Origin of the sequence: Micromonospora sp. TSRI0369 (assembly GCF_001905625.1) — a bacterium.
GTDB classification, from domain to species: Bacteria; Actinomycetota; Actinomycetes; order Mycobacteriales; family Micromonosporaceae; genus Micromonospora; species Micromonospora echinospora_A.
In genome coordinates, this window is the sequence record NZ_LIVU01000001.1 from 962,494 (window position 1) to 982,749 (window position 20,256).

The 20,256-nt window shown below is 72.1% G+C and carries 16 protein-coding genes, 1 tRNA gene and 1 pseudogene; 6 read left to right on the plus strand and 12 right to left on the minus strand.

Annotated elements, in window-relative coordinates; genetic code table 11:
- Nucleotides 1-55: 55 nt before the first annotated feature.
- The 3 genes from AMK25_RS04745 to AMK25_RS04755 all read right to left on the minus strand — a co-directional run bounded on the left by AMK25_RS04745 (nt 56) and on the right by AMK25_RS04755 (nt 3,542).
- The gene (locus AMK25_RS04745; RefSeq protein WP_073827086.1) at nt 56-1,066 is read right to left on the minus strand and encodes a C40 family peptidase; all 1,011 of its coding nucleotides are present in this window, start codon (nt 1,064-1,066) and stop codon (nt 56-58) included.
- Nucleotides 1,067-1,237: 171 nt separating this feature from the next.
- On the minus strand, nt 1,238-2,242 hold the full coding sequence (locus AMK25_RS04750) for a hemolysin family protein (protein WP_073826903.1): 1,005 nt from the start codon (nt 2,240-2,242) through the stop codon (nt 1,238-1,240).
- Nucleotides 2,235-3,542 (minus strand): hemolysin family protein, encoded by a 1,308-nt coding sequence (locus tag AMK25_RS04755; protein WP_073826904.1) that lies wholly within the window; start codon nt 3,540-3,542, stop codon nt 2,235-2,237. Before AMK25_RS04755 ends, AMK25_RS04750 begins: the two co-directional genes overlap by 8 nt.
- 82 nt (nt 3,543-3,624) lie before the next feature.
- Between AMK25_RS04755 and AMK25_RS04760 the strand changes: the two genes are divergently transcribed.
- Nucleotides 3,625-4,302 (plus strand): GOLPH3/VPS74 family protein, encoded by a 678-nt coding sequence (locus AMK25_RS04760; protein ID WP_225980595.1) that lies wholly within the window; start codon nt 3,625-3,627, stop codon nt 4,300-4,302.
- A 66-nt stretch (nt 4,303-4,368) separates the two neighbouring features.
- Here AMK25_RS04760 and AMK25_RS04765 read toward each other — a convergent pair whose 3' ends face one another.
- Entirely contained in the window at nt 4,369-6,567 is a 2,199-nt protein-coding gene (locus AMK25_RS04765; protein WP_073826906.1) for a (Fe-S)-binding protein, read from the minus strand.
- Between the two features lie 179 nt (nt 6,568-6,746).
- Nucleotides 6,747-7,010 carry a cell division protein CrgA gene (locus AMK25_RS04770; RefSeq protein ID WP_073826907.1) on the minus strand — a complete coding sequence of 88 codons (264 nt, stop codon included), beginning with the start codon at nt 7,008-7,010 and terminating at the stop codon, nt 6,747-6,749.
- A gap of 230 nt (nt 7,011-7,240) precedes the next feature.
- Here AMK25_RS04770 and AMK25_RS04775 point away from each other — a divergent pair, with 230 nt between their 5' ends.
- The 4 genes and pseudogenes from AMK25_RS04775 (at nt 7,241) to AMK25_RS04790 (ending at nt 10,766) form a co-directional block, all read left to right on the plus strand.
- Complete coding sequence (locus tag AMK25_RS04775) at nt 7,241-8,047, plus strand: DUF881 domain-containing protein (RefSeq protein WP_073826908.1); 807 nt, start codon at nt 7,241-7,243, stop codon at nt 8,045-8,047.
- 770 nt (nt 8,048-8,817) lie between these two features.
- Nucleotides 8,818-9,834: pseudogene (locus tag AMK25_RS33170) on the plus strand (class E sortase); the annotation flags it as partial.
- A gap of 3 nt (nt 9,835-9,837) precedes the next feature.
- A complete protein-coding gene (locus tag AMK25_RS04785; RefSeq protein ID WP_073826910.1) occupies nt 9,838-10,110 on the plus strand; it encodes a hypothetical protein in 273 nt (90 codons plus the stop codon).
- Nucleotides 10,111-10,115: 5 nt separating this feature from the next.
- Nucleotides 10,116-10,766, plus strand: a complete 651-nt coding sequence (locus AMK25_RS04790; RefSeq protein WP_073827087.1) for an aminodeoxychorismate/anthranilate synthase component II — start codon at nt 10,116-10,118, stop codon at nt 10,764-10,766.
- A gap of 200 nt (nt 10,767-10,966) precedes the next feature.
- Here AMK25_RS04790 and pknB read toward each other — a convergent pair whose 3' ends face one another.
- The 7 genes from pknB to AMK25_RS04825 are packed head-to-tail and all read right to left on the minus strand — an operon-like array spanning nt 10,967 to nt 19,947.
- Nucleotides 10,967-12,805, minus strand: coding sequence for a Stk1 family PASTA domain-containing Ser/Thr kinase (gene pknB / locus AMK25_RS04795; protein ID WP_073826911.1), 1,839 nt, complete (start codon nt 12,803-12,805; stop codon nt 10,967-10,969).
- Nucleotides 12,802-14,196: a serine/threonine-protein kinase gene (locus AMK25_RS04800; protein ID WP_073826912.1), complete on the minus strand. Its 1,395-nt coding sequence runs from the start codon at nt 14,194-14,196 to the stop codon at nt 12,802-12,804. Before AMK25_RS04800 ends, pknB begins: the two co-directional genes overlap by 4 nt.
- A gap of 1 nt (nt 14,197) precedes the next feature.
- Entirely contained in the window at nt 14,198-15,706 is a 1,509-nt protein-coding gene (locus AMK25_RS04805; protein WP_073826913.1) for a peptidoglycan D,D-transpeptidase FtsI family protein, read from the minus strand.
- The gene (locus tag AMK25_RS04810; protein WP_073826914.1) at nt 15,703-17,193 is read right to left on the minus strand and encodes an FtsW/RodA/SpoVE family cell cycle protein; all 1,491 of its coding nucleotides are present in this window, start codon (nt 17,191-17,193) and stop codon (nt 15,703-15,705) included. The genes AMK25_RS04805 and AMK25_RS04810 overlap by 4 nt, the downstream gene beginning before the upstream one ends.
- Nucleotides 17,194-17,221: 28 nt before the next feature.
- A complete protein-coding gene (locus AMK25_RS04815; RefSeq protein WP_073826915.1) occupies nt 17,222-18,670 on the minus strand; it encodes a PP2C family protein-serine/threonine phosphatase in 1,449 nt (482 codons plus the stop codon).
- The gene (locus tag AMK25_RS04820) at nt 18,667-19,152 is read right to left on the minus strand and encodes an FHA domain-containing protein FhaB/FipA (protein WP_073826916.1); all 486 of its coding nucleotides are present in this window, start codon (nt 19,150-19,152) and stop codon (nt 18,667-18,669) included. The genes AMK25_RS04815 and AMK25_RS04820 overlap by 4 nt, the downstream gene beginning before the upstream one ends.
- 6 nt (nt 19,153-19,158) lie before the next feature.
- On the minus strand, nt 19,159-19,947 hold the full coding sequence (locus AMK25_RS04825) for an FhaA domain-containing protein (protein ID WP_026267912.1): 789 nt from the start codon (nt 19,945-19,947) through the stop codon (nt 19,159-19,161).
- A 209-nt stretch (nt 19,948-20,156) separates the two neighbouring features.
- Here AMK25_RS04825 and AMK25_RS04830 point away from each other — a divergent pair.
- Nucleotides 20,157-20,242, plus strand: a tRNA-Leu gene (locus AMK25_RS04830).
- Nucleotides 20,243-20,256: the final 14 nt, after the last annotated feature.

Here is a 20,256-nt window from a genome sequence, read left to right on the forward strand (position 1 = left end):
AGAACACGAAGGCCCCCGGTCCCTGCGGACCGGGGGCCTTTCGGTGTGACCGAGGTCAGGTGACCCGGACGAAGCCGGCGAGCGGCTGGGTGTTGATGCTCGACACCTGGACCGGTTTGCCTGTCCGGGGCGCGTGCACCATCACCCCGTTGCCGAGATAGAGCCCGACGTGATGCAGATCGGAGCCGAAGAACACCAGGTCACCGGGGCGTGCCTCGGAGCGGGACACCTTGCGGCCCTCGTTCCACTGCGCGCCGGTGAAGTGGGTGAGCGAGATGCCCGCCGCCTTGTACGCGTACTGCGTGAGGCCGGAGCAGTCGAACGAGTTCGGGCCGGTGGCGCCCCACACGTACGGGTCGCCGACCTGGGCGCACGCCGTCGCGATAGCGGTCCGCGCGGCACTGCTCACCACGCCGTCGATCTTCGGGCAGCCCGCCGGGCGGATCGAGGTCACCGGCAGCATGGCGGTGAGCCGCTTGATCTCCGAGTCGATCTGCTTCTTCTTCGCCGCGAGATCGTTCTGCTGCTTGGTCTCCAGCTCGATCAGCGCGTCGAGCTTCTCCTTCTGCCTGTTGTACTCGTCCCGCACCTTGAGCACACCGGCGATCTGGCGGCGCTGGTCGTCGGCGATCCGGTCCAGCATGACCAGCTGCTCGGCCAGCGTGCCCGGCTTGGTGCTCACCAGCAGCGCGCCCAGCTCCTGCGACGGGCCCTGGATGTAGTAGCGGGCCGCGATGTCGCCGACCTTGTTCATGGCGAGCGTGGAGGCCAGCTCCAGCGGCACCATCTTGTCCTTCAGCGCCTTGGACTTCTTCTGGTTGGCGCGAAGCTGCGAGCGGACCTTGTTGAACTGCTCGATGGTGGGTTCGAGCTGCTCCCACTGCTTGTCGATCTGCGCGTCGATCTCGTCCACCGACGGCGCCGCGTGCGCCGGGGCCGTCAGCATCCCGGCGCCGACCGCGGCGGCCGCGACCAGGGTGACCAGACGGCGTGCCATCCGTTGGAACCCGGCCCGCCGGCCGGGTGGAGCGCTCGGGGCGTGACGTTGAGGGGGCGTGGTTGCCACCGGCACGGACTCCTTTGCAACCGACCGCCGGGCGCCTCGCGAGAGGGAAGATTCGAGGCAGACGACCCACAGCGGTCGGTGCCCCACATTAGGGAAGGCGCCCGGTGGAATCAAGGCGACCGTTTGTTCAATCACGTATCCGCAATCGGTTGCACACCAAGGGTATTCATTTCACCTCCCGACGATGGCTGTCAATACGTCGTCGAGCGTGACCACACCCATCGGCCGCCGTCCGTCGCTGACCAGCACCATGTGGCGGCGTTCGCGGCGCATCGCGAGCAGCAGGTCGGCGAGCGTACGGTCCGGCGGCACCACCGCCAGCGGCCGGTAGACGTCGGCCGGCACCGGCGCCCGGCGGCTCGCGCCGGCGTACCCGAGCACGTCCTTCACGTGCACGAAACCGAGCACCCGGCGGGTGGTCCGCTGCACCACCGGGAAGCGGGACCGGCCGGTTCGGGTCGCCAGCACCTCCAGCGACGCCGGTGAGACGTCCTCGGCCACCGTGGTGACAGTGGACCACTGTTGCAGCGCGTCCGCCGCCGTACGGCTGTGCAGGGCCAGCGCGCCGGTGATCCGGGCGTGCTCCTCGGCGTCCAGCAACCCCTCGGTACGCGCCTGCGAGACCAGCCCGGCCAGTTCCTCGGCAGTGAACACGGTCTTCACCGCGTCGGTCGCCTCCACCCGCCACCACCGCAGCACCTGCCGGGATGCCCACTTCATCGCCAGCAGCAGCGGCTTGGTGACCAGGCAGAACGCCAGCATGGCCGGGCCGAGCCAGAGCGCCGAGGGCTCCGGACCGGCCAGCGTGATGTTCTTCGGCACCATCTCGCCGACCACCGTGTGCAGGAACACCACCACCGCCAGCGCGATGACGAAGGTCACCGGGTGCACCGCCGAGGCGGGCAGCCCGAGCGCGGCGAACGGCCCCTCCAGCAGGTGGGCCAGCGCCGGCTCGGCGATCGCGCCGAGGCCGAGGGAGCAGACCGTGATGCCGAGCTGCGCCCCGGCGATCATCAGCGGGATCTGGTTCATCGCTGCGAGCGCCCACCGGGCCCGCTTCGACGTCGCCGCCAGCGGTTCGATCACCGTACGCCGGGAGGCGATCAGCGCGAACTCGCTGCCCACGAAGAAGGCGTTGCCGAGCAGCAGCACCACTGCCACGAGTAGCTCAGGCACCGTCGTCGGGCTCCTCGGGGCGCACCACCCGCACCTGCTCGATCCGGTGCCGGTCGACCTCCACCACCGTGAACTCGTACCCGGCCTCGTCGACCGTCTCGCCCGGCACCGGGATGTGGCCCAGCCGCGCCATCAGGAAGCCGCCCAGCGTCTCGTACGGCCCGTCGGGCAGCCGGAACCCGGTCTGCTCGACCAGTTCGTCGGCGCGCAGCACACCGTCGGCCAGGACGGTCCGCTCGCCGCCCGGCACGGTCAGCTCCACCGGCCCGGCGTCGTCGACCGCGTCCGGGTCGAACTCGTCGGCGATCTCCCCGACCAGTTCCTCGACCAGGTCCTCCACCGTCACCACGCCGTCGGTGCCGCCGTACTCGTCCACCACGATCGCCAGGTCCGCCCCGGCGGCCTTGAGCGCGGCCAGCACGCCGTTCAGGTTGAGGCTCTCCGGCACGTACACCGGTTCCCGGGCCACCGCGGCCACCGAGGTGGCGGCCCGGCGGGCCAGCGGGACGCCCAGCGCGTCGGGCACCCCGGCGACGCCGGTGACCAGGTCGAGCGTCTCCTCGTAGACCGGGAACCGGGTCCGGCCGGTCTGCCGGGAGAGGTCCAGCAGGTCGGCGACGGACGCGGTGGCCCGCAGCGCGGTGACGTCCACCCGGGGCGTCATCGCCTCGGCGGCCCGCTTGTCGCCGAAGCGGATCGTGCGCCGCAGCAGCATCGCGGTGTCCGGCGGCAGCGCGCCGGCCCGCGCCGAGATGGCCGCGAGCAGACCCAGCTCCTCCGGGGAGCGGGCGCTGGCCAGCTCCTCCTGCGGCTCCACGCCGAGGCGGCGCACCAGCCGGTTGGCGGACTCGTTCAGCAGCCGGATCAGCCAGCCGAACGTGCGGGAGAACGCGCGCATCGGCGCGGCGGTGGCGAGCGCCGCCGGCATCGGCCGGGCCAGCGCCAGGTTCTTCGGCACCAGCTCGCCGAAGAGCATCGAGATGAGCGTGGCCAGGGCCAGCGCGAGCAGGCCGGAGAAGCGTTCCGCGCCGCCGAGCGGACGCAGCAGCGGGGCGAAGATCCGGGCCAGCGCGGGCTCGGCGAGGTAGCCGGTGAGCAGCGCGGTGAGGGTGATGCCGAGTTGCGCGCCGGAGAGCTGGAAGGACAGTTCGCGCAACGCGCGGCGTACCGTGGCGGCCCGGCCGTCCCCCTCGGCGGCGCGCCTGTCGATCTCCGCCCGGTCCACAGTGACGAGGGCGAACTCGGCCGCGACGAAGAAGGCGTTGCCCGCGGTCAGCAGCACGAAACCGACCAGGGGCAACAGCGTCAGAAGGAGAAGGCCGTCGATGGGCGTGATTGTGGCACGCGAGCGCCGGTGGTGCGCCCCCCGTAGCGTGGAACGCATGGACGGTCTGCTGCTCACCGACGAACTGGTCCTGCTCGCGTACGACGACAGCGGCACGAACCGCCTCGGCAGTCCGCACCTCGGCTACGGCCTCGCCGGGGCGGTGCTGCTGGAACTGGCGCTCGCCCGGCGCGTCGAGGTGGCGGACAAGCGGCTCGTGGTGACCGATCCCGCGCCGACCGGCGTGCCGCTGCTGGACGAGGCGCTGGCGACTGTCGGCTCCGGCCGCCCACGCAAGCCGAAGGACTGGATCGGCAAGCTGGCCCGGGGCCTGCCGGAGCGGGTGCTCGACGGGCTGGTGGCCGCGGGGGTGCTGCGCCGGGAGTCCGACCGGGTGCTGCTGGTCTTCCCGCGTACCCGCTATCCCTCGCCGACCGGCGCGGAGCCGGCGGTGGAGACGGCGGCCCGGGAGCGGATGGCGGCGGCGCTCACCACCGACGGCCCGGTCGACGCCCGGACCGCCGCGCTGCTCACGCTGACCCGCGCGGTCGGCCTGGACCGCAAGGTCTTCCGCGAGCTGCCGAAGGAGCGGGTCAAGGCCCGGATGGACGAGATCGCGGCGGGTGACTGGGCGTCGGCCGCCGTCAAGAAGGCGATCGAGGAGATGCAGGCCGCGCTGCTGGTCGCGATGACGGCCGGGACGAGCGCCGCCATCATGACCACCACGACCAGCTGAACGCGACGGCGGCGGCACCGCACGGGTGCCGCCGCCGTCGTGGTCCGACTTCTGCCGGGGTACGCCTCAGCTCGCGCTCGACGCGACCTCCGGCTCACCGGCCGGGGCCTCCGGCTTGACCGAGCGCAGCAGCACGCTGGCCACGTCGACCACCTCGACCTGCTCGCCCGCGCCCTTGCCGTTCACGCCGTCGTTCAGCATCGTCGAGCAGAACGGGCAGCCGACCGCGATGGTCTTCGCCCCGGTGGACATGGCCTCCTCGGCCCGGTCCACGTTGATCCGCTTGCCGATCTTCTCCTCCATCCACATCCGGGCGCCGCCGGCGCCGCAGCAGAAGGAGCGCTCGCTGTTGCGCGGCATCTCGGTCAGCTCGCCCTGGATCGAGTCGCCGAGCACTTCACGCGGGGCGGCGAAGATCCGGTTGTGGCGGCCCAGGTAGCACGGGTCGTGGTAGGTGACGCCGCCGTCCACCGGCTGCACCGGGGTGAGCTTGCCGGCGCTGACCAGGTGGGCCAGCAACTGGGTGTGGTGCACGACCTCGAACTCGCCGCCGAGCTGGCCGTACTCGTTGCCGAGCGTGTTGAAGCAGTGCGGGCAGGTGGCGACGATCTTCCGCTTGCTCTTCTCCCGGCCCTCGAACGCCTCGTTCAGCGTCTCGACGTTCTGCTGGGCGAGCATCTGGTAGACGAACTCGTTGCCGATGCGGCGGGCCGGGTCGCCGGAGCAGGTCTCGCCCTCGCCGAGGATGGCGAAGGAGACGCCGGCCTCGTTGAGCAGGGTGGCGACCGCGCGGGTGGTCTTCTTGGCCCGGTCCTCGAACGCGCCGGCGCAGCCGACCCAGAACAGGTACTCGAAGTCGTCGACCTCGCCGACCCGCGGCACCTCGAACCCGAGGCCCTTGGTCCAGTCCTCGCGGGTGTTCTGCGGGGCGCCCCACGGGTTGCCCTTGTTCTCCAGGTTGCGGAGCATGACGCCGGCCTCGGACGGGAAGCTCGACTCGATCAGCACCTGGTAGCGGCGCATGTCGACGATGTGGTCCACGTGCTCGATGTCCACCGGGCACTGCTCGACGCACGCGCCGCAGGTGGTGCAGGACCAGAGCACGTCCGGGTCGATGACGCCGCCGGACTCGGCGGTGCCGATCAGCGGCCGGTCGGCCTCGGCCATGGCGAGCACGTCGACGCCGGCCAGCTGCTCCTGCGTCGCCTTCTCCTCACCGGTGAGGTCCTTGCCGCCACCGGCCAGCAGGTACGGCGCCTTGGCGTACGCGTGGTCGCGCAGGCTCAGCACCAGCAGCTTCGGCGACAGCGGCTTGCCGGTGTTCCAGGCGGGGCACTGTGACTGGCACCGGCCGCACTCGGTGCAGGTGCTGAAGTCGAGCAGGCCCTTCCAGCTGAACTGCTCGACCTGGGCGACACCGAACTGGTCCTTCTCCGGGTCGGCCTCCTCGAAGTCGAGCGGCTTGCCCTCGCTGGTCATCGGGCGCAGCGGGCCGAGACCGGAGCCGGCCGGCTTCTCCGGGTCGCGCTTGAAGAAGATGTTCGGGAAGGCCAGGAAGCGGTGCCAGGCCACGCCCATGGTGACGTTCAGCGAGATCACGATGAGCCAGGTCATCGAGATGCAGATCTTGATGAGGGCGGCCACGCTGACGCCGGCCTCCCAGTTCGGGAGCACCGAGCCGATCGCGTGGCTGAGCGGGGCGGCCCAGACCGGGTACTCGAAGTGGTCGGTGGCGACCTTGAAGCCCCGGATCACGAACCCGAAGATCAGGACCAGCAGGACGACCCACTCGACGAAGTAGCCCTGCCACATGCTCGAACCGGTGAACCGGGACCGGTTCTCCGCGCGACCGGGACGGTTGCGCAGGCGGATCGCCATCAGCACCAGGATGCCGGCCAGGCCGAGGATGCCGATCCACTCGGTGACCAGACCGAAGATCGTCCAGTGCCCGATGATCGGCAGCCCGCCACCGGTCGAGACCACCTCGAAGTAGGCCTCCAGCACCAGCAGCGACAGCACGATGAAGCCGACCATCACGAACCAGTGGGCGGCGCCGACCACGCTCCACTTCAGCATGCGGGTGTGCCCTGCGGTCTCCACCAGCATCTTCTTCGTACGCGCGCCCTTGTCGCCGAAGCGCTCCGGCGCGGGCTGGCCGAGCCGGATTACGGCGGTCATCTTCATGACCGCGCGCACCGCAAGCCACACCGCGACAGCGGTGATGGCGGCCGCGAGGATCGTGGTGACGATCTGGACGCTGCCCATCGAGTTGGCCTCCCGGTCTGCTGCTTGTCCGTGCAGCCTACGCGCAAGGTTACCCAGCAGTAACGTGAGTCTTCTCGCACCAGGCCACGCCGCCCTGCGCACACCTTAGGTGCAGCGGCGACGAAGCGCCTGGCAGGGGCGGCGTGGCGTGACCTACGCCGGGTCGACGGGCGGCTAGCTCACCGCCAGCGGGAGAGCAGGATCAGCGAGGAGACCATCGCGCCGAAGCCGACAGCGAGGTTCCAGTAACCCCAGGTGGCGACCGGGTAGGCCTGCTCGGACAGGTAGTAAAGCACCAGCCAGCCGATGCCCACCACGATCAGCGCGACCGCCGTGGCCGGCAGCCAGACCGGGCTAGGCTTGCGCGTCGACGCCGTCGCCGTCGGACGAACGTCCGTGGGCGGGGTGTACACCTTCTTCTTGCGGACCTGAGACTTGGGCACGACGCTCTCCAGAGGGGGGTACGACCTCGTCCGGCCTGACAACCGGGCGCGAGGGCGACGGTCCATGGCCAATAATGTTCGACAGCTAGCGTAGTCCCGACGGACCGTCCAGGCCACGAATGGGGCCAGGCCGGTGCACTCAGTAACCGGAAAGAGCGGACTTTCCGGGTCGATCAGGTCGGTTCGCATCGGCGCGAGCCGGAACGAGACGACGGGAAAGGGAACGCCCGGTGGAGTACACGTCCGGCGCCGCCTCCTGGCAGAAGGTCCTCCGCCGCGCGGCAGCCGCCCTGCTGCCCCGGCGCGCCCGCCAGCGCCGTCCGGGCTGGTCGATCGGCGTACCCCTGATCGCCGCCGCGGCCGGGCTGCTCTTCACCACCACCGCCACCACCGCGGGCGGCACGTCGCTGCGCGAGGACCGTCGTCCCCAGCTCACCCAGCTGATCGAGGACCGCCGGGAGGAGGTCGCGGCGAGCGAGGCGAAGGCCGCCCGGCTCCGCAGCGAGGTGGAGGAACAGACCGCCGCGCTGGCCGGCGCCGACGGGCCGATCAAGACCGAGCGGGACCGGGCCGCCGCGAGCCGGCAGGCCGCCGGGTTCACCGCGCTCACCGGCAGCGGCGTGACGGTCGAGCTGAACGACGCCGACCGCCGGCCCGACCAGCCGCTGCCCAAGGGCGCCAGCAACGACGACCTGGTCGTGCACCAGGGCGACGTCCAGGCGGTGGTCAACGCGCTCTGGGCCGGCGGCGCGGAGGCCATGTCAATCATGAACGTGCGCGTGCTCAGCACCAGCGCGGTACGCTGCGTCGGTAACACCCTGCTGCTGCACGGCCGGGTGTACTCCCCTCCTTTCAAGATCGTGGCAATCGGCGACCCCGCGGAACTCCAGCGGGCGCTCGCCGCCTCTGAGGGAGTGCGGGTGTTCAAGGAAGTGGCCGACCACTACCAACTCGGCTACGTCGAGCGCGTCTCCACAGTCACCGTGCCGGCGTTCGAGGACTCCACCGCGTTGCAGTCGGCGACGGTGCCCCGGTGAGCGGCGGCGACCCCCGGGACCGCCGCGGCCACGACCGCCAGGAGGAGCCGACCGCGTTCCTCCCCAAGGTCGAGCGCCCTGCCCCGGCGTCGCCGCCCCCGCTCGACCTGCCCTGGCCCGACGCCGGACCGTCGCACACCTCCCCGGCGCGACGGGGCCCGTTCCCACCGACGCCCGCCCCGCCACGGAGCGCCCCACCGCCGCCCGGCCCGCCACGGTCCGCTCCGCCGCCGCCCTGGCCGGGCAACCAGGCCCATCCGACGGCCGGCCCGCACCACGTCGAGGCCGACCCAAGGTTCCGCCCCGCCGGTGGCGGGGTTCCCGAGTCCGGGTTCCGCCCCACCGGTGACGGGATTCCCGAGTCGGCGCACCGGTCGCCCGGCCGTCCGGGCGCGGGCGGGTCGGACCCGGCGCGTTTCGCCGGACCGGCCGGACCTGGCACCGGCCGGCCGGGCGGCCCACCGCAGCACGCGGCGGCGCCCCAGCGCGGGCCCGGGATGCGTCCCGCCACGCCGGTCGACGTGCCGCCCCGGACCGGTGAACGCACGGCGCGACCGGGCGACGTCCCGCCTCCGGCGGGTGAGCACCGGGCGCGACCCGGCGATGCCCCACCCGTGCGGGACGAGCGCCAGATGCGGCCGGGCGCCTACGGACCGGCGGCGCATCAGCATCCCGCCCGCCCGGCCGGCGGCGCGCTCCCGCCCGAACGCGGTATGCGCGGGGCCCAGCCGCCGCAGACCGGCCCGCAGCCGTGGGAGAACGACGGACGTACGCCGGAGGCCACCGGCCGGCCACCGGGGGGCGAGGGACGGCAGGCGGCCGGCCCGCCCGGCGTACCCCGGTTCGGCGGCCCGGCCGACGCGGACCGGACACCGCCGGTCGACCCGGGAGCGACGGCGGTGCTGCCCCCCGTCACCCGCCCGCCCGCGGACCCCCGGATGGACGCCACCGGGCTGATGGGGGCGGTGCCTCCTGCGCCGGACGCGGCAGACGGCGGCGACGAGTCCACGGGCGAGCCGCCCCGCCCCCGGCGCGGTGAGCGGGTGGTGCAGTTGCGGCCCGAGCAGACCGGCGAGGGCTACCGGAGCGTCTACTCCGAGCTGACCCGCCCCACCGCCGGCTCCCGGCTGCGCACCGTCGTACGCGGCACCGGCGAACTGCTGATCACCTTCGGCCTCGTGGTGCTCCTCTTCGCCGGCTACGAGATCTGGGGCAAGGCGGTCATCGTCGAGGCCCACCAGAGCGATCTGAACAGCCAGCTCGCCCAGGAGTGGGGCGCGGACCCGACTGTCGCCCCGACCACCGGGCCGACCGTGAAACCGAAGCCGCCGGCCAACGGAAAGCCGGTCGCCGGCCTCTACATCCCCAAGTTCGACAAGCACTGGGTGGTGGTCGAGGGGGTCACCCCGAACGACATCCGGTACGCCCCGGGCCGCTACCCGGACAGCGCGATGCCCGGCGAGGTGGGCAACTTCTCCGTGGCTGGCCACCGGATCCGCTCCACGTTCTGGCGGCTGGACGAGCTGAAGACCGGCGACGCCATAGTGGTCGAGACCCGCACCGACTGGCTCGTCTACCGCGTCTATCAGCAGCGCATCGTCAAGCCGTCCCAGGTCGAGGTGGTCGCGCCGGTGCCGGGCAAGCCTGGCCAGAAGCCCACCGAGAAGCTGCTCACGCTCACCACTTGCAACCCGAAGTTCGACAACTACCAGCGGCTGATCATTCACGCCCGGCTGGACACCGTCCAGGCCAAGTCGGCGGGCCGCCCGGCCGAACTGGAGACGTGAGCCGTGTACACCTGGATCTGGCGGAAACTTCCCTTCGGGCTGCCCGGGAAGCTGATCGGCTCGCTGCTGCTGGCCACCGCCACCGTCGTGCTGCTCTGGTTCGTGGTCTTCCCGTGGGCCGAGCCGCTGCTGCCCTTCGACGACGTGCAGGTCACCCAGGACTCCGGCGTACCGGGCGACGGCGGGCTCACCGAGCCGACCGGGCTGCCCGGCGACGAGGAACTGCCGTACAGCACCGAGACGAACAACGCCCCGCCCCCCACCCCGAACAGGTGACCCCGATGCGTGTCCTGGTGATCGACAACTACGACTCGTTCGTCTTCAACCTCGTCCAGTACCTCGGCCAGCTCGGGGCCGACTGCGACGTACGGCGCAACGACGAGATCGACGTCGCCGAGGTGGGGCGCGCCGGCGCCGGTGGCATCCTGCTGTCGCCCGGTCCGGGCAGCCCGGACCGCGCCGGCATCTGCCTGGACGTCATCCGCGAGTACGCCGGCAAGCTCCCGATCTTCGGCGTCTGCCTCGGTCACCAGGCGATCGGCGAGGCGTTCGGCGCGACTGTGGCGCGTGCGCCGGAACTGCTGCACGGCAAGACCTCCGAGGTACGCCACGACGGCGTGGGCGTGCTCGCCGGCCTGCCCGACCCGTTCACCGCCACCCGCTACCACTCGCTCGCCGTACTGCCCGAGACGCTGCCGGACGAACTGGAGGTCACCGGCCGGACCGGCTCCGGCGTGGTGATGGCGATGCGGCACCGCACGCTGCCCATCGAGGGCGTGCAGTTCCACCCGGAGTCGGTGCTGACCGAGGGCGGTCACCTGATGCTGGCGAACTGGCTGGCCGCCTGCGGCTTCCCGGCGGCGCTGGAGCGCGCCCCGGAGCTGGCCGCCGAGGTCGACGCCCGCCGCCGAGCCGCCTTCGCCGCAGCCTGACCCCACCCACTCACCCGCCACCCGGCCCGGCCCCACCCGGCCCGGCCCGCCCGGCGATCATGAAGTTAGCGGTACGAGCGCGCCCGATTTGTCGCCGCCAACCTCATGATCGACGGGGAGGGTGGGGCGGTGAGGGCGGGTGCGACAACGGCGGCGGCCCCGGGATCGGGGACGCCGCCGCGTCGTCGGTCAGGTGATGCTCAGCGTTCGGTACGGCTGGGCCCGATGGTCGGGAACGGGAAGCCACTGCCGCCGCCGTTGCCGCCGCCACCGCCCGGCGTGGTCGGCGTCGTGCTGGGGCTGCCGCTCGGCGTCGGGGAAGTCGGCTCCTCGTCCTCGCGCGGCACGTCGACCTTGATGGTCACCCGCTCACCCTTGGCCAGTTTGGTTCCATCGCGCGGCGACTGGCTGCTGACCCTGCCTGCCTCGGAGGGGTCGACCTCGTTGCCGTCCTCGACGCGAACCTTGTAGCCGGCTTGCGTCAGCTGTTGCCGCGCCTGCTCCTCGGTGTAGCCGATGACCCTCGGCACCTCGCCGACGTTGCCCTTGGAGACCTTGAGCGTCACCTTGCTGCCCTCGGCGACCGTACTGCCCTCGGCGGGCGAGACGGAGATGACCTGGCCCTCCGGCGCGCTGTTGCTGACGTCCTCGCGAACGGCGACCAGATTCCGTTCGTCCAGGCGAGCCTTCGCGGCGTCGTAGAGGCCGCCCGTCAGGTTTCCGGGAATGGTGACCTGGCCGGGGCCGGTGCAGACCTTGACGGTGACCTCGGTGTCCTTGTCCACCCGCTGGCCGAACGTCGGGCTCTGCTCGACCACCGAGCCCCTCTCGCAGGTGGTGTTCTGCACCGGATCGCCGGGGACGAACCGCAGCCCGGCCTGGGTGAGCGCCGCCTTCGCGTCGTCCGGCGACCGGCCCACCAGCTGGGGCACCGACACCTTCTCGTTGCCGGCCTGGTTGAGCCAGAGCGCTGTCCCCAGCGCGATCACCGCGAGCACGCCGAGCGCGGCGAACGCCGCGATGACCCAGGACGAGCTCTTGCGCTTGCCCGGGTCGCCGACCCGCGCCACCGGCTGCGAGCGGGTCTGCGGGCCCATCATCTGGGTCTGCTGCGCCTGCTGGTAACCGCCGCCCGCGGCGGCGCCCATCGGCATGGTCTCCTCGGCCGGCATCACCGGGGTGGCGAGCACCGGCCGGCCGGCGGCGGCGCGGAGCAGGTCCGCCCGCATCTCACCGGCGCTCTGGTAGCGGTTGAGCGGGTTCTTCGACAGCGCCTTGAGCACGATGGCGTCGACTGCCGGGTTGACGTCCGGGTTGATCGTGCTCGGCGTCGGCGGCTGCTCCCGCACGTGCTGGTACGCCACGCTGACCGGGCTGTCGCCGACGAACGGCGGGTGGCCGCAGAGCAGCTCGAACAGCACGCAGCCGGCCGCGTAGACGTCGGAGCGGGCGTCGACCGCCTCGCCGCGCGCCTGCTCCGGGGAGAGGTACTGCGCGGTGCCGATGACCGCGCTGGTCTGCGTCATCGTGGTGGCGCCGCTGGCCAGCGCCCGGGCGATGCCGAAGTCCATCACCTTGACCTGGCCGGTCTGGGTGAGCATCACGTTGCCGGGCTTGATGTCCCGGTGGATGATCCCGTGCCGGTGGCTGAACTCCAGCGCCGCGCACATGTCGGCGCAGATCTCCAGCGCCCGGCGCGGCTGGAGCCGCCCCTCGACGCCGAGGACCTCCTTGAGCGTGCGGCCGTTGACGAACTCCATCACGATGAACGGCAGGGTCTCGCCCGTCGGGCCGGTTTCCTCACCGGTGTCGTAGACGGCGACGATGGCCGGGTGGTTCAGCGAGGCGGCGTTCTGTGCCTCGCGGCGGAACCGCATCTGGAAGGTCGCATCCCGGGCCAGATCGGCACGGAGCATCTTGATCGCGACATCCCGCCCGAGCCGGAGGTCGCGGCCGCGGTGCACCTCGGCCATGCCGCCGTAGCCCAGCAGCTCGCCGACCTGATACCTGCCACCGAGCAGGCGGGCCTGCGCTGTCATCGCGTGTCTCGTCCTTCGCTCGTCGTCGTACCGCCGCCGGCCGGCAGGAGGCGTACCTCACGACGGTACGACGTGCGGACCGGATAGTCGCCTCCGTGCGGCCGCACCGCGCCGGAGGTCACGCTCACACTCGCCGGAGCGGATGCGGTAGCACCGTATTTCCGGTACAGGAACGAAATCACGCCCGAGCAGAGGATGACCAGTACGGCCACCACGATCGCCGTCGTCCAGAGCCCGGATCGGGAGCGCCGGGGCGGCGGCGGGGCGGCCGGGCGGGCGTACGGCATGGGGTTGTGCTGGGGCACTGGCCTCGGCGGTACGGGGGCCGCGCCACGCGGCGCCACCGGCGGACGGGGCATCGGGGCCGGGTGGGCGATCACGGCCGGGCGCGGCGTCACCGGCGGGCGGGCCGGCGAGACGGGCGGGCGGGCCGGGGAGACCGGCGGCCGGGGCTGCGGATGCGCGGCGGCTGGTGGCTGCGGCCGGGGAGCGGCCGGCACCTGCGCGCGTGCGACGGGCGCGGCCGGTGAGGCGGGTGCGGCCGAGATGGGCCGCCCGGCACGGGCCGCCTGGGAGAGCGCGAGCTTGGCCTGCCGGGCGATGCTCGCCAGCGCGGCGGCGCTGGGCCAGCGGGCGGCCGGGTCCTTCGCCATGGCCCGCTCCACGATGGCCCGGACCTGCGGCGGGATGTCGGCCGGAAGCGCCCGGGGGGTATCCCGTACGTGCTTCATGGCGATTTCGAGCGGGTTGTCCCCCTCGAAGGGACGCCGGCCCGCGAGGCACTGGTACGCGACCACGCCGAGCGCGTAGACGTCCGAGGCGGGCGTGGCCACCGCGCCGGTGGCCTGCTCCGGCGAGATGTACGAGGCGGTGCCGAGCACCGAGCCGGCGGCGGTGAGCTGACCGACCAGCTCGGAGCGGGCGATGCCGAAGTCGGTGAGCACGAGCGTGCCGTTCGGCCGGACCAGCAGGTTGCCGGGCTTCACGTCGCGGTGCACGATGCCCTTCTCGTGCGCCGCGTGCAACGCGTCGGCGGCCTGGGCCAGCAGCGCCATGGTCCGCGCCGGGGTCAGCCGTCCGACCCGGCTGAGCGTGGCCGAGAGCGCGTCGCCCTCGACGTACTCCATCACCAGGAACGCGATGTGCTGGTCGCTGCCGAAGTCGTAGACGTCGACCACGCCCGGGTGGTTGATGGTCGCCATGGTCCGCGCCTCGCCCCGGAACCGCTCGGCGAAGCCCGGCTCGTCGAGCAGCGCGGGGAGGAGGCTCTTGACCGCGACGGTACGGCCCAGCACCTGGTCGGTGCCGCGCCACACGTCGCCCATGCCACCGCTGGCGATCCGCTCGTCGAGGCGGTAGCGGTTGCCGAGCTTCACCCCCGGGCTCAGCACGTCAGCGCCTCCCGGAGTCCGCGATGGCCGCCGCCATGATCCGGCCGGCGATGCGGGCCGCCTCGGCGCTGCCGCCGTTACCAGCCTGCTCCAGCTCGACGCAGACGGCGGACAGTGGCGTGCCGTCCTTGTCCAGGGCGAAGCCGATGAACCAGCCGTGGTCCGGGGTGTTCGGGCCGGACTGCGCGGTACCGGTCTTGCCGCCGACCAGGTAGCCGTCGATGGCGGCCCGGCGGCCGGTGCCCTCCTTCACCACGTTCTGCATCATGTCGCGCAGGTCGGCGGCGACCTGGCCGCTGATCGGGCGGCGCAGCTCGCGCGGCTGGGCGGGGTCGTAGACGGTGGTGCGGTCCGGCCCGAGCAACTGCTTGACCAGGTACGGACGCATCTGCTTGCCGTCCTTGTTCGCCACCGCGGCGGCGATCAGCGCGCCCTGCAGCGGCGTCATCCGCACGTTGTTCTGGCCGATCGACGACTGGGCGAGCGCCGCCGGGTCGGTGCTGCCGTCCGGGTTCTGCATGTCGCCGGTGCGGCTGGCCGCCACCGTGAGACCACCCTCGCCGAGCTGGCCGACTGTGAGGTCGTCCTGCTCGAAGCCGAACTGCTTGGCCTTCTCCTTCACCTTGTCCGCGCCGAGCCGCACGCCGAGCTGGGCGAAGCCGGTGTTGCAGGACTCGGTCACCGCCTCGCGCAGCGTCACCTGCGACTCCGGGCAGATCGACGGCGCGGCGTTGCGGATCGGCTGTCCGGCGCCGGGCGCGGTGTAGCTGGAACCGGCCGGGATGCGGGTCTGCTGGCCGACGCCGTTCTCCAGCGCGGCCGCCGCCATGATGATCTTGAAGGTGGAGCCGGGCGGCAGCGTCTCGGACAGCGCCCGGTTCGCCAGCGGCCGGTCCTTGTCCTTCTCCAGCGCGTTGTACGCCCGGTCCGCCTCGGTGCTGTTGTGGCTGGCCAGCGGGTTCGGGTCGAAGCTCGGCATGGAGACCAGCGCCTGCACCGCGCCGGTACGCGGGTCGATAGCGATCGCCGCGCCCTTCGTCGCGCCGACCTGGTTGTCGTTCAACTGCTTGTACGCCGTCTCCTGGGCCCGCTTCGACAGCGTCAGCACCACGTTCCCGCCACCGGTCTCGTCACCGGTGAACATGTCCTTGATCCGGTTGGCGATGAGCGCGTCGCTGGTGCCGGCGAGGAAGTCGTTCTCCACCCGCTCGATACCGCTCGCGCTGCCGTTTACCGGCTTCCAGCCGAGCACGTGCGCGTACGTCTCGCCGCCCGGGTAGGTGCGCTGGTACTTCAGCTCACCGCCGGTCTCCTTGCTGAGCGCGTACGCGGTGCCGCCGACCTCGATGTTGCCGCGCTTGCGGTCGTACTCGGCGACCTGGACCCGGCCGTTGTAGTCGCTGTTGCGGTACTCGTCGGCCTTGTATGCCTGGATCCAGTTCAGGTTCGCGAAGAGGAGCCCGAACAGGACCATCACGACCACGCCGACGCGGCGCAGAGGGGCGTTCACGGTCGGATCACCTCCGTCGGGGCGCCGTGCAACTGCTCGGGCGGACCACCGGACGGCCGGGCCGCCGGGCCGCCACCACCGGTCACCGGGCGGCGGGCGCCGTCGGAGACCCGCAGCAGCACGGCGATCAGCAGCCAGTTCGCCATCAGCGAGGAGCCACCGGCGGACAGGAACGGGGTGGTCTGACCGGTCAGCGGGATGAGCTTGCTGATGCCGCCGACGATGACGAACACCTGGAGGCCCAGCGTGAACGCCAGGCCACCGGCGAGCAGCTTGCCGAACGAGTCCCGCACCGCCAGCGCGGCACGCAGGCCCCGCTCCACGATCAGCAGGTAGATCACCAGCAGCGCGGAGAGACCGAACAGGCCGATCTCCTCACCGATGCCGGCGAAGATGAAGTCGGTCTGCACCTCGGGCAGCAGCGTCGGCTGGCCGCCACCCGGACCGGCCCCGAACAGGCCGCCGGTGCCGAGCGTGAGCAGGCCCTGCACCAACTGGTAGCCCCGGTCGTACGGCTCGGCGAACGGGTCGAGCCAGATCTCCGCCCGGTCGTAGAAGTTGGCGAACGGGCCGCCCACGGTGCTGCCCAGCAGGTACGCCAGGTAGGCGCCGCCGAAGAACAGGATCAGACCGATGAGCAGCCAGCTGACCCGCTCGGTGGCGATGTAGAGCGTCACCACGAACATGCCGAAGTAGAGCAGCGAGGTGCCCAGGTCCTTCTCGAAGATCAGGACCAGGAGGCTGACCAGCCAGACCACCAGCACCGGGCCGAGGTCACGCCCGCGCGGGAAGTCGATGCCGAGCACGCGCCGGCTGGCGAGCGACAGCACCTCGCGCTTGCGCACCAGGTAGTAGGCGAAGAACGTGAGCAGGGCCAGCTTGGCGAACTCACCCGGCTGGATGGAGAACCCGCCGAACTTGATCCACAGCTTGGCGCCGTTGATCTCGGAGAAACGGCTGGGCAGCACCGCCGGGATCATCACCAGCACGATGCCGGCCAGGCCCAGCGTGTACGCGTACCGGGACAGCGAGCGGTGGTCGCGCAGGATCGCCAGCAGCCCGGCGGCCAGCACCACGGCGGCCAGCGTCCAGGCGAGCTGCCGGCCACCGGTGCCCGCGAAGATGGCCAGGTCCTCCCGCTCCGCGGGAGCGGCCTTGGCCAGGTCGTACCGGCGCAGGAAGCCCACACCGATGCCGTTGAGCAGGGCCACCGCCGGCAGCAGCGCCGGGTCGGCGTACGGCGCCAGCCAGCGGATCACCAGGTGCAGGCCGAGGAAGACCAGCCCCAGCGCGGCGGCCGGGATCCAGAAGTCGTTCGTGATCGTGTCCAGCGCCTTCGCCTCGACCATCGCCGCGTACGCCGCCACGAGCACCATGGCGAGCAGGAGCAGGGACAGCTCGGCGTTACGCCGGGACCGGGCCAGGCGTACGCCGGACTGCTCGCCCGTCGAAGCGGGCGAGGCGGCCGGTACGGCGGCTGCGGTCACGGATACGTCCTCGGGATCGAGCCGACACTCACTGCGGCGACCGGCAACCCGCCGGGTCGGCCGGCGGAACGGTGTCGGAGGGAACGGCGTCGGGCGTGGTGGTGAACGTCGGCGTCGACGCGCCGGGGGTGGGCGTCGACGCGCCCGCGGGCGGCGTGGACGGGAGCGGGCTGCCGCCGGGAGGCGGGGACAGCGGGTCGGTCGTGGCCACCGGGGTCGGGCTGGTCACGCCGGGCGACGGGTCGGGCGGGCAGAGCGGCTTGAGGTTGGGGTTGCCCGGGTCGTCGCTGGTCAGCTCCGCCAGCCGGCGCTCGGCGTCCGGCTCGTTGCGGGCCTGGATGCCCTGCTTCACCCGCTCCTGGGCGGCCAGCGTCAGGTCGTCGAGCCGGGCGCCGCTGCGCTCGTGCACGTTCGACAGGTCCAGCCCGGCGACCTGGCCGGGCACCCCGCGGAAGACCGCGAGCTGGCCGTCGTCGGTGGCGCCGACGTAGTACTGCCGCTGGGTGTACGTCCAGCCGCCGAACATGCCGCCGCCGACGATGACCGCGAGCGCCACCACCATCGCGACGGTGCGCAGCGGCCGGCGGCGACGGCCCTCGGGCTCGTCGTCGCGGTTGTCCGCCGGCTCCTCGGGCACGGGTGGCCGGGGCGCGGACAACGCCGAGGCGCGGGCCGCCGGAGTGGAGTCGTCGGCCGAGGTCGCCATGCCGCGGTCCCGGGCGGCGGCGCCGCCCACGATCGGGGACGCCTCGACGATGTCCTGGTCGGTGGCGTCGGCGATGATCACGGTGATGTTGTCCGGGCCGCCGCCGCGCAGCGCGAGCTGCACCAGGCGCTCCACACACCGCTGCGGGTCGGGGTACTCCCGCATGGTGTCGGCGATGGTGTCCGCGCTGACCACGCCGGAGAGCCCGTCGGAGCAGATCAGGTAGCGGTCGCCGGGCAGCACCTGCCGGACGCTGTACTCCGGGTCGATGTCGCGGCCGTCGAGCGCCCGGGTGAGCAGCGAGCGCTGGGGGTGGCTGCTCGCCTCCTCCGCGCTGATCCGGCCCTCGTCGACGAGCATCTGGACGTACGTGTCGTCCTTGGTGATCTGCGCGAACTCGCCGTTGCGCAGGAGATAGGCCCGCGAGTCACCGATGTGGACCATCCCGAGCTTGCTGCCGGAGAAGAGGGTCGCGGTGAGCGTGGTGCCCATCCCCTCCAGCTGCGGGTTGGCGTCCACGGTGTCGCGGAGCTGCTGGTTGGCGGTGCCCACGGCGGAGCGGAGCGCGTCGACCAGGGCGTCACCAGGGACGTCCTCGTCGAGGGGCGCCATGGCACCGATGACGATGTTGCTGGCGACGTCACCGGCGGCCATGCCGCCCATGCCGTCGGCCACGGCGAGCAGCCGCGGTCCGGCGTAGACGGAATCCTGATTACCGTCTCGGATCAGACCGCGGTCGCTGTGGGCCGCGTAGCGCAGGGTCAGAGTCATGGCCGTAATTCGAGGGAAGTGCGGCCGATCCGGATCGGCACGCCGAGGGGGACGGGGGTTGGTCCGGTGACCTTAGCGCGATCGAGATAGGTGCCGTTAGTCGATCCGAGGTCCTCGACGTACCACTGCCCGTCGCGGGGCACCAGCCGGGCGTGTCGCGCCGAGGCGTAGTCGTCGGTGATCACCAGCGTCGAGTCCTCCGCCCGGCCGATGGTGATCTGGGCCTCCCCGAGCGTGATCCGGGTGCCGGCCAGCTGACCGGCGGTGACCACGAGCTGGCGGGCGGCCCGGCCGCGCTTGGCCTTCGCCGGCTTCCCCGGCTGCCCGGTCGACGCGCCGATCCCCCGCGGCGCGGCCACCAGGCGGCCCGACCGGGCGCCCGCGAAGAGGTCCCGGCGGATCACACCGACGACCGTGAACACGAAGATCCACAGCAGGATGAGGAACCCGAACCGGGCGACGGTGATGACGAGCTCCGGCAACGGGGATCAGCCGTCCACGCGGAAGGTCAGCGTCGTGGTGCCGAGCTGGATCATGTCGCCGGGGTTGAGGGCGACCGCCGAGACGCGCTGGCCGTTGACCATCGTGCCGTTCGTGGAACCCAGGTCGGTCAGCACGACCTGCCCGCCGTCGAAGTCCAGCCGGGCGTGGCGCCGCGAGATGCCGACGTCGGGCAGGCGCAGGTTGGCCTGGTCGCCGCGGCCGATCACGGTCGAGCCCATCTGGAGGGGGTAGGTGCGGCCGTCGCCGGAGACCAGGCGGACGTTGCGGCCCCCACCGTGACCGGGCGGAGGACCGTAGCCGCCACCCTGGTCGTACGCCGGGTACGCCGGGCCGGCGTCGTAGCCGCCGGGCGCGGAGACCGGGGCGACGTCCCCGCCGGTGTAGACCTCGGCGGTGACCCGGAACATGCCGGTGTCCAGGCCCTCACCGCGCTCGACCTCGACGATCACGTCGCCGTAGACCGTCCAGGCCTGCTCGCCGATGAACTCGGCCTGCGACTGCGCCAGCTCCTGGGCCAGCGCGGCCGCGTAGGGCGCCAGCCGACTGTGGTCGTAGGGCGAGAGATCGATCACGTAGCGGTTGGGCACAAGGGTGCGCCCACCGGCCAGGATCGCCTTGTGCGCCTCGGCCTCCCGCTGCATGGCGTTGAGGATCTCCACGGGGTGGACCACCCCTTTGAAGACCTTGGCGAAGGCCCCCTCGACCAGGCCTTCCAGACGCTTCTCGAAGCGTTGCAGCACGCTCACCGGCTCCTCCTCGGGTCCCGAGGCAATGATGGTATCCGGACACCGCCTCCGCAGCTCACACGCCGCTCGGCCGGCTGCCGTCGGCCCGTTCGTGACCAGGCCCGCGGACGTGCTAAAGTTTCGCCCGCCACGAGCGGTGATCGTTCGTGGCGTGGCCAGTGGACAGCGTAGTATGTCCCGGCACCCGCCGCAGATGGCGGGTGCGGGATGCGATATGGTGTTCCGGGTCGTGCCACGGGGATGTGGCGGAATGGCAGACGCGCACGGTTCAGGTCCGTGTGTCCGAAAGGACGTGGGGGTTCAACTCCCCCCATCCCCACCAGAACAAGGGCTCCG

Excerpts from the sequence above, each read along its gene's own strand:
- AMK25_RS04790 (WP_073827087.1), top strand. The coding sequence starts at position 10,116 with ATGCGTGTCCTGGTGATCGACAACTACGACTCGTTCGTCTTCAACCTC.
- AMK25_RS04815 (WP_073826915.1), bottom strand. The coding sequence starts at position 18,670 with ATGACTCTGACCCTGCGCTACGCGGCCCACAGCGACCGCGGTCTGATC.
- AMK25_RS04760 (WP_225980595.1), top strand. The coding sequence starts at position 3,625 with ATGGACGGTCTGCTGCTCACCGACGAACTGGTCCTGCTCGCGTACGAC.
- AMK25_RS04765 (WP_073826906.1), bottom strand. The coding sequence starts at position 6,567 with ATGGGCAGCGTCCAGATCGTCACCACGATCCTCGCGGCCGCCATCACC.
- pknB (WP_073826911.1), bottom strand. The coding sequence starts at position 12,805 with ATGACAGCGCAGGCCCGCCTGCTCGGTGGCAGGTATCAGGTCGGCGAG.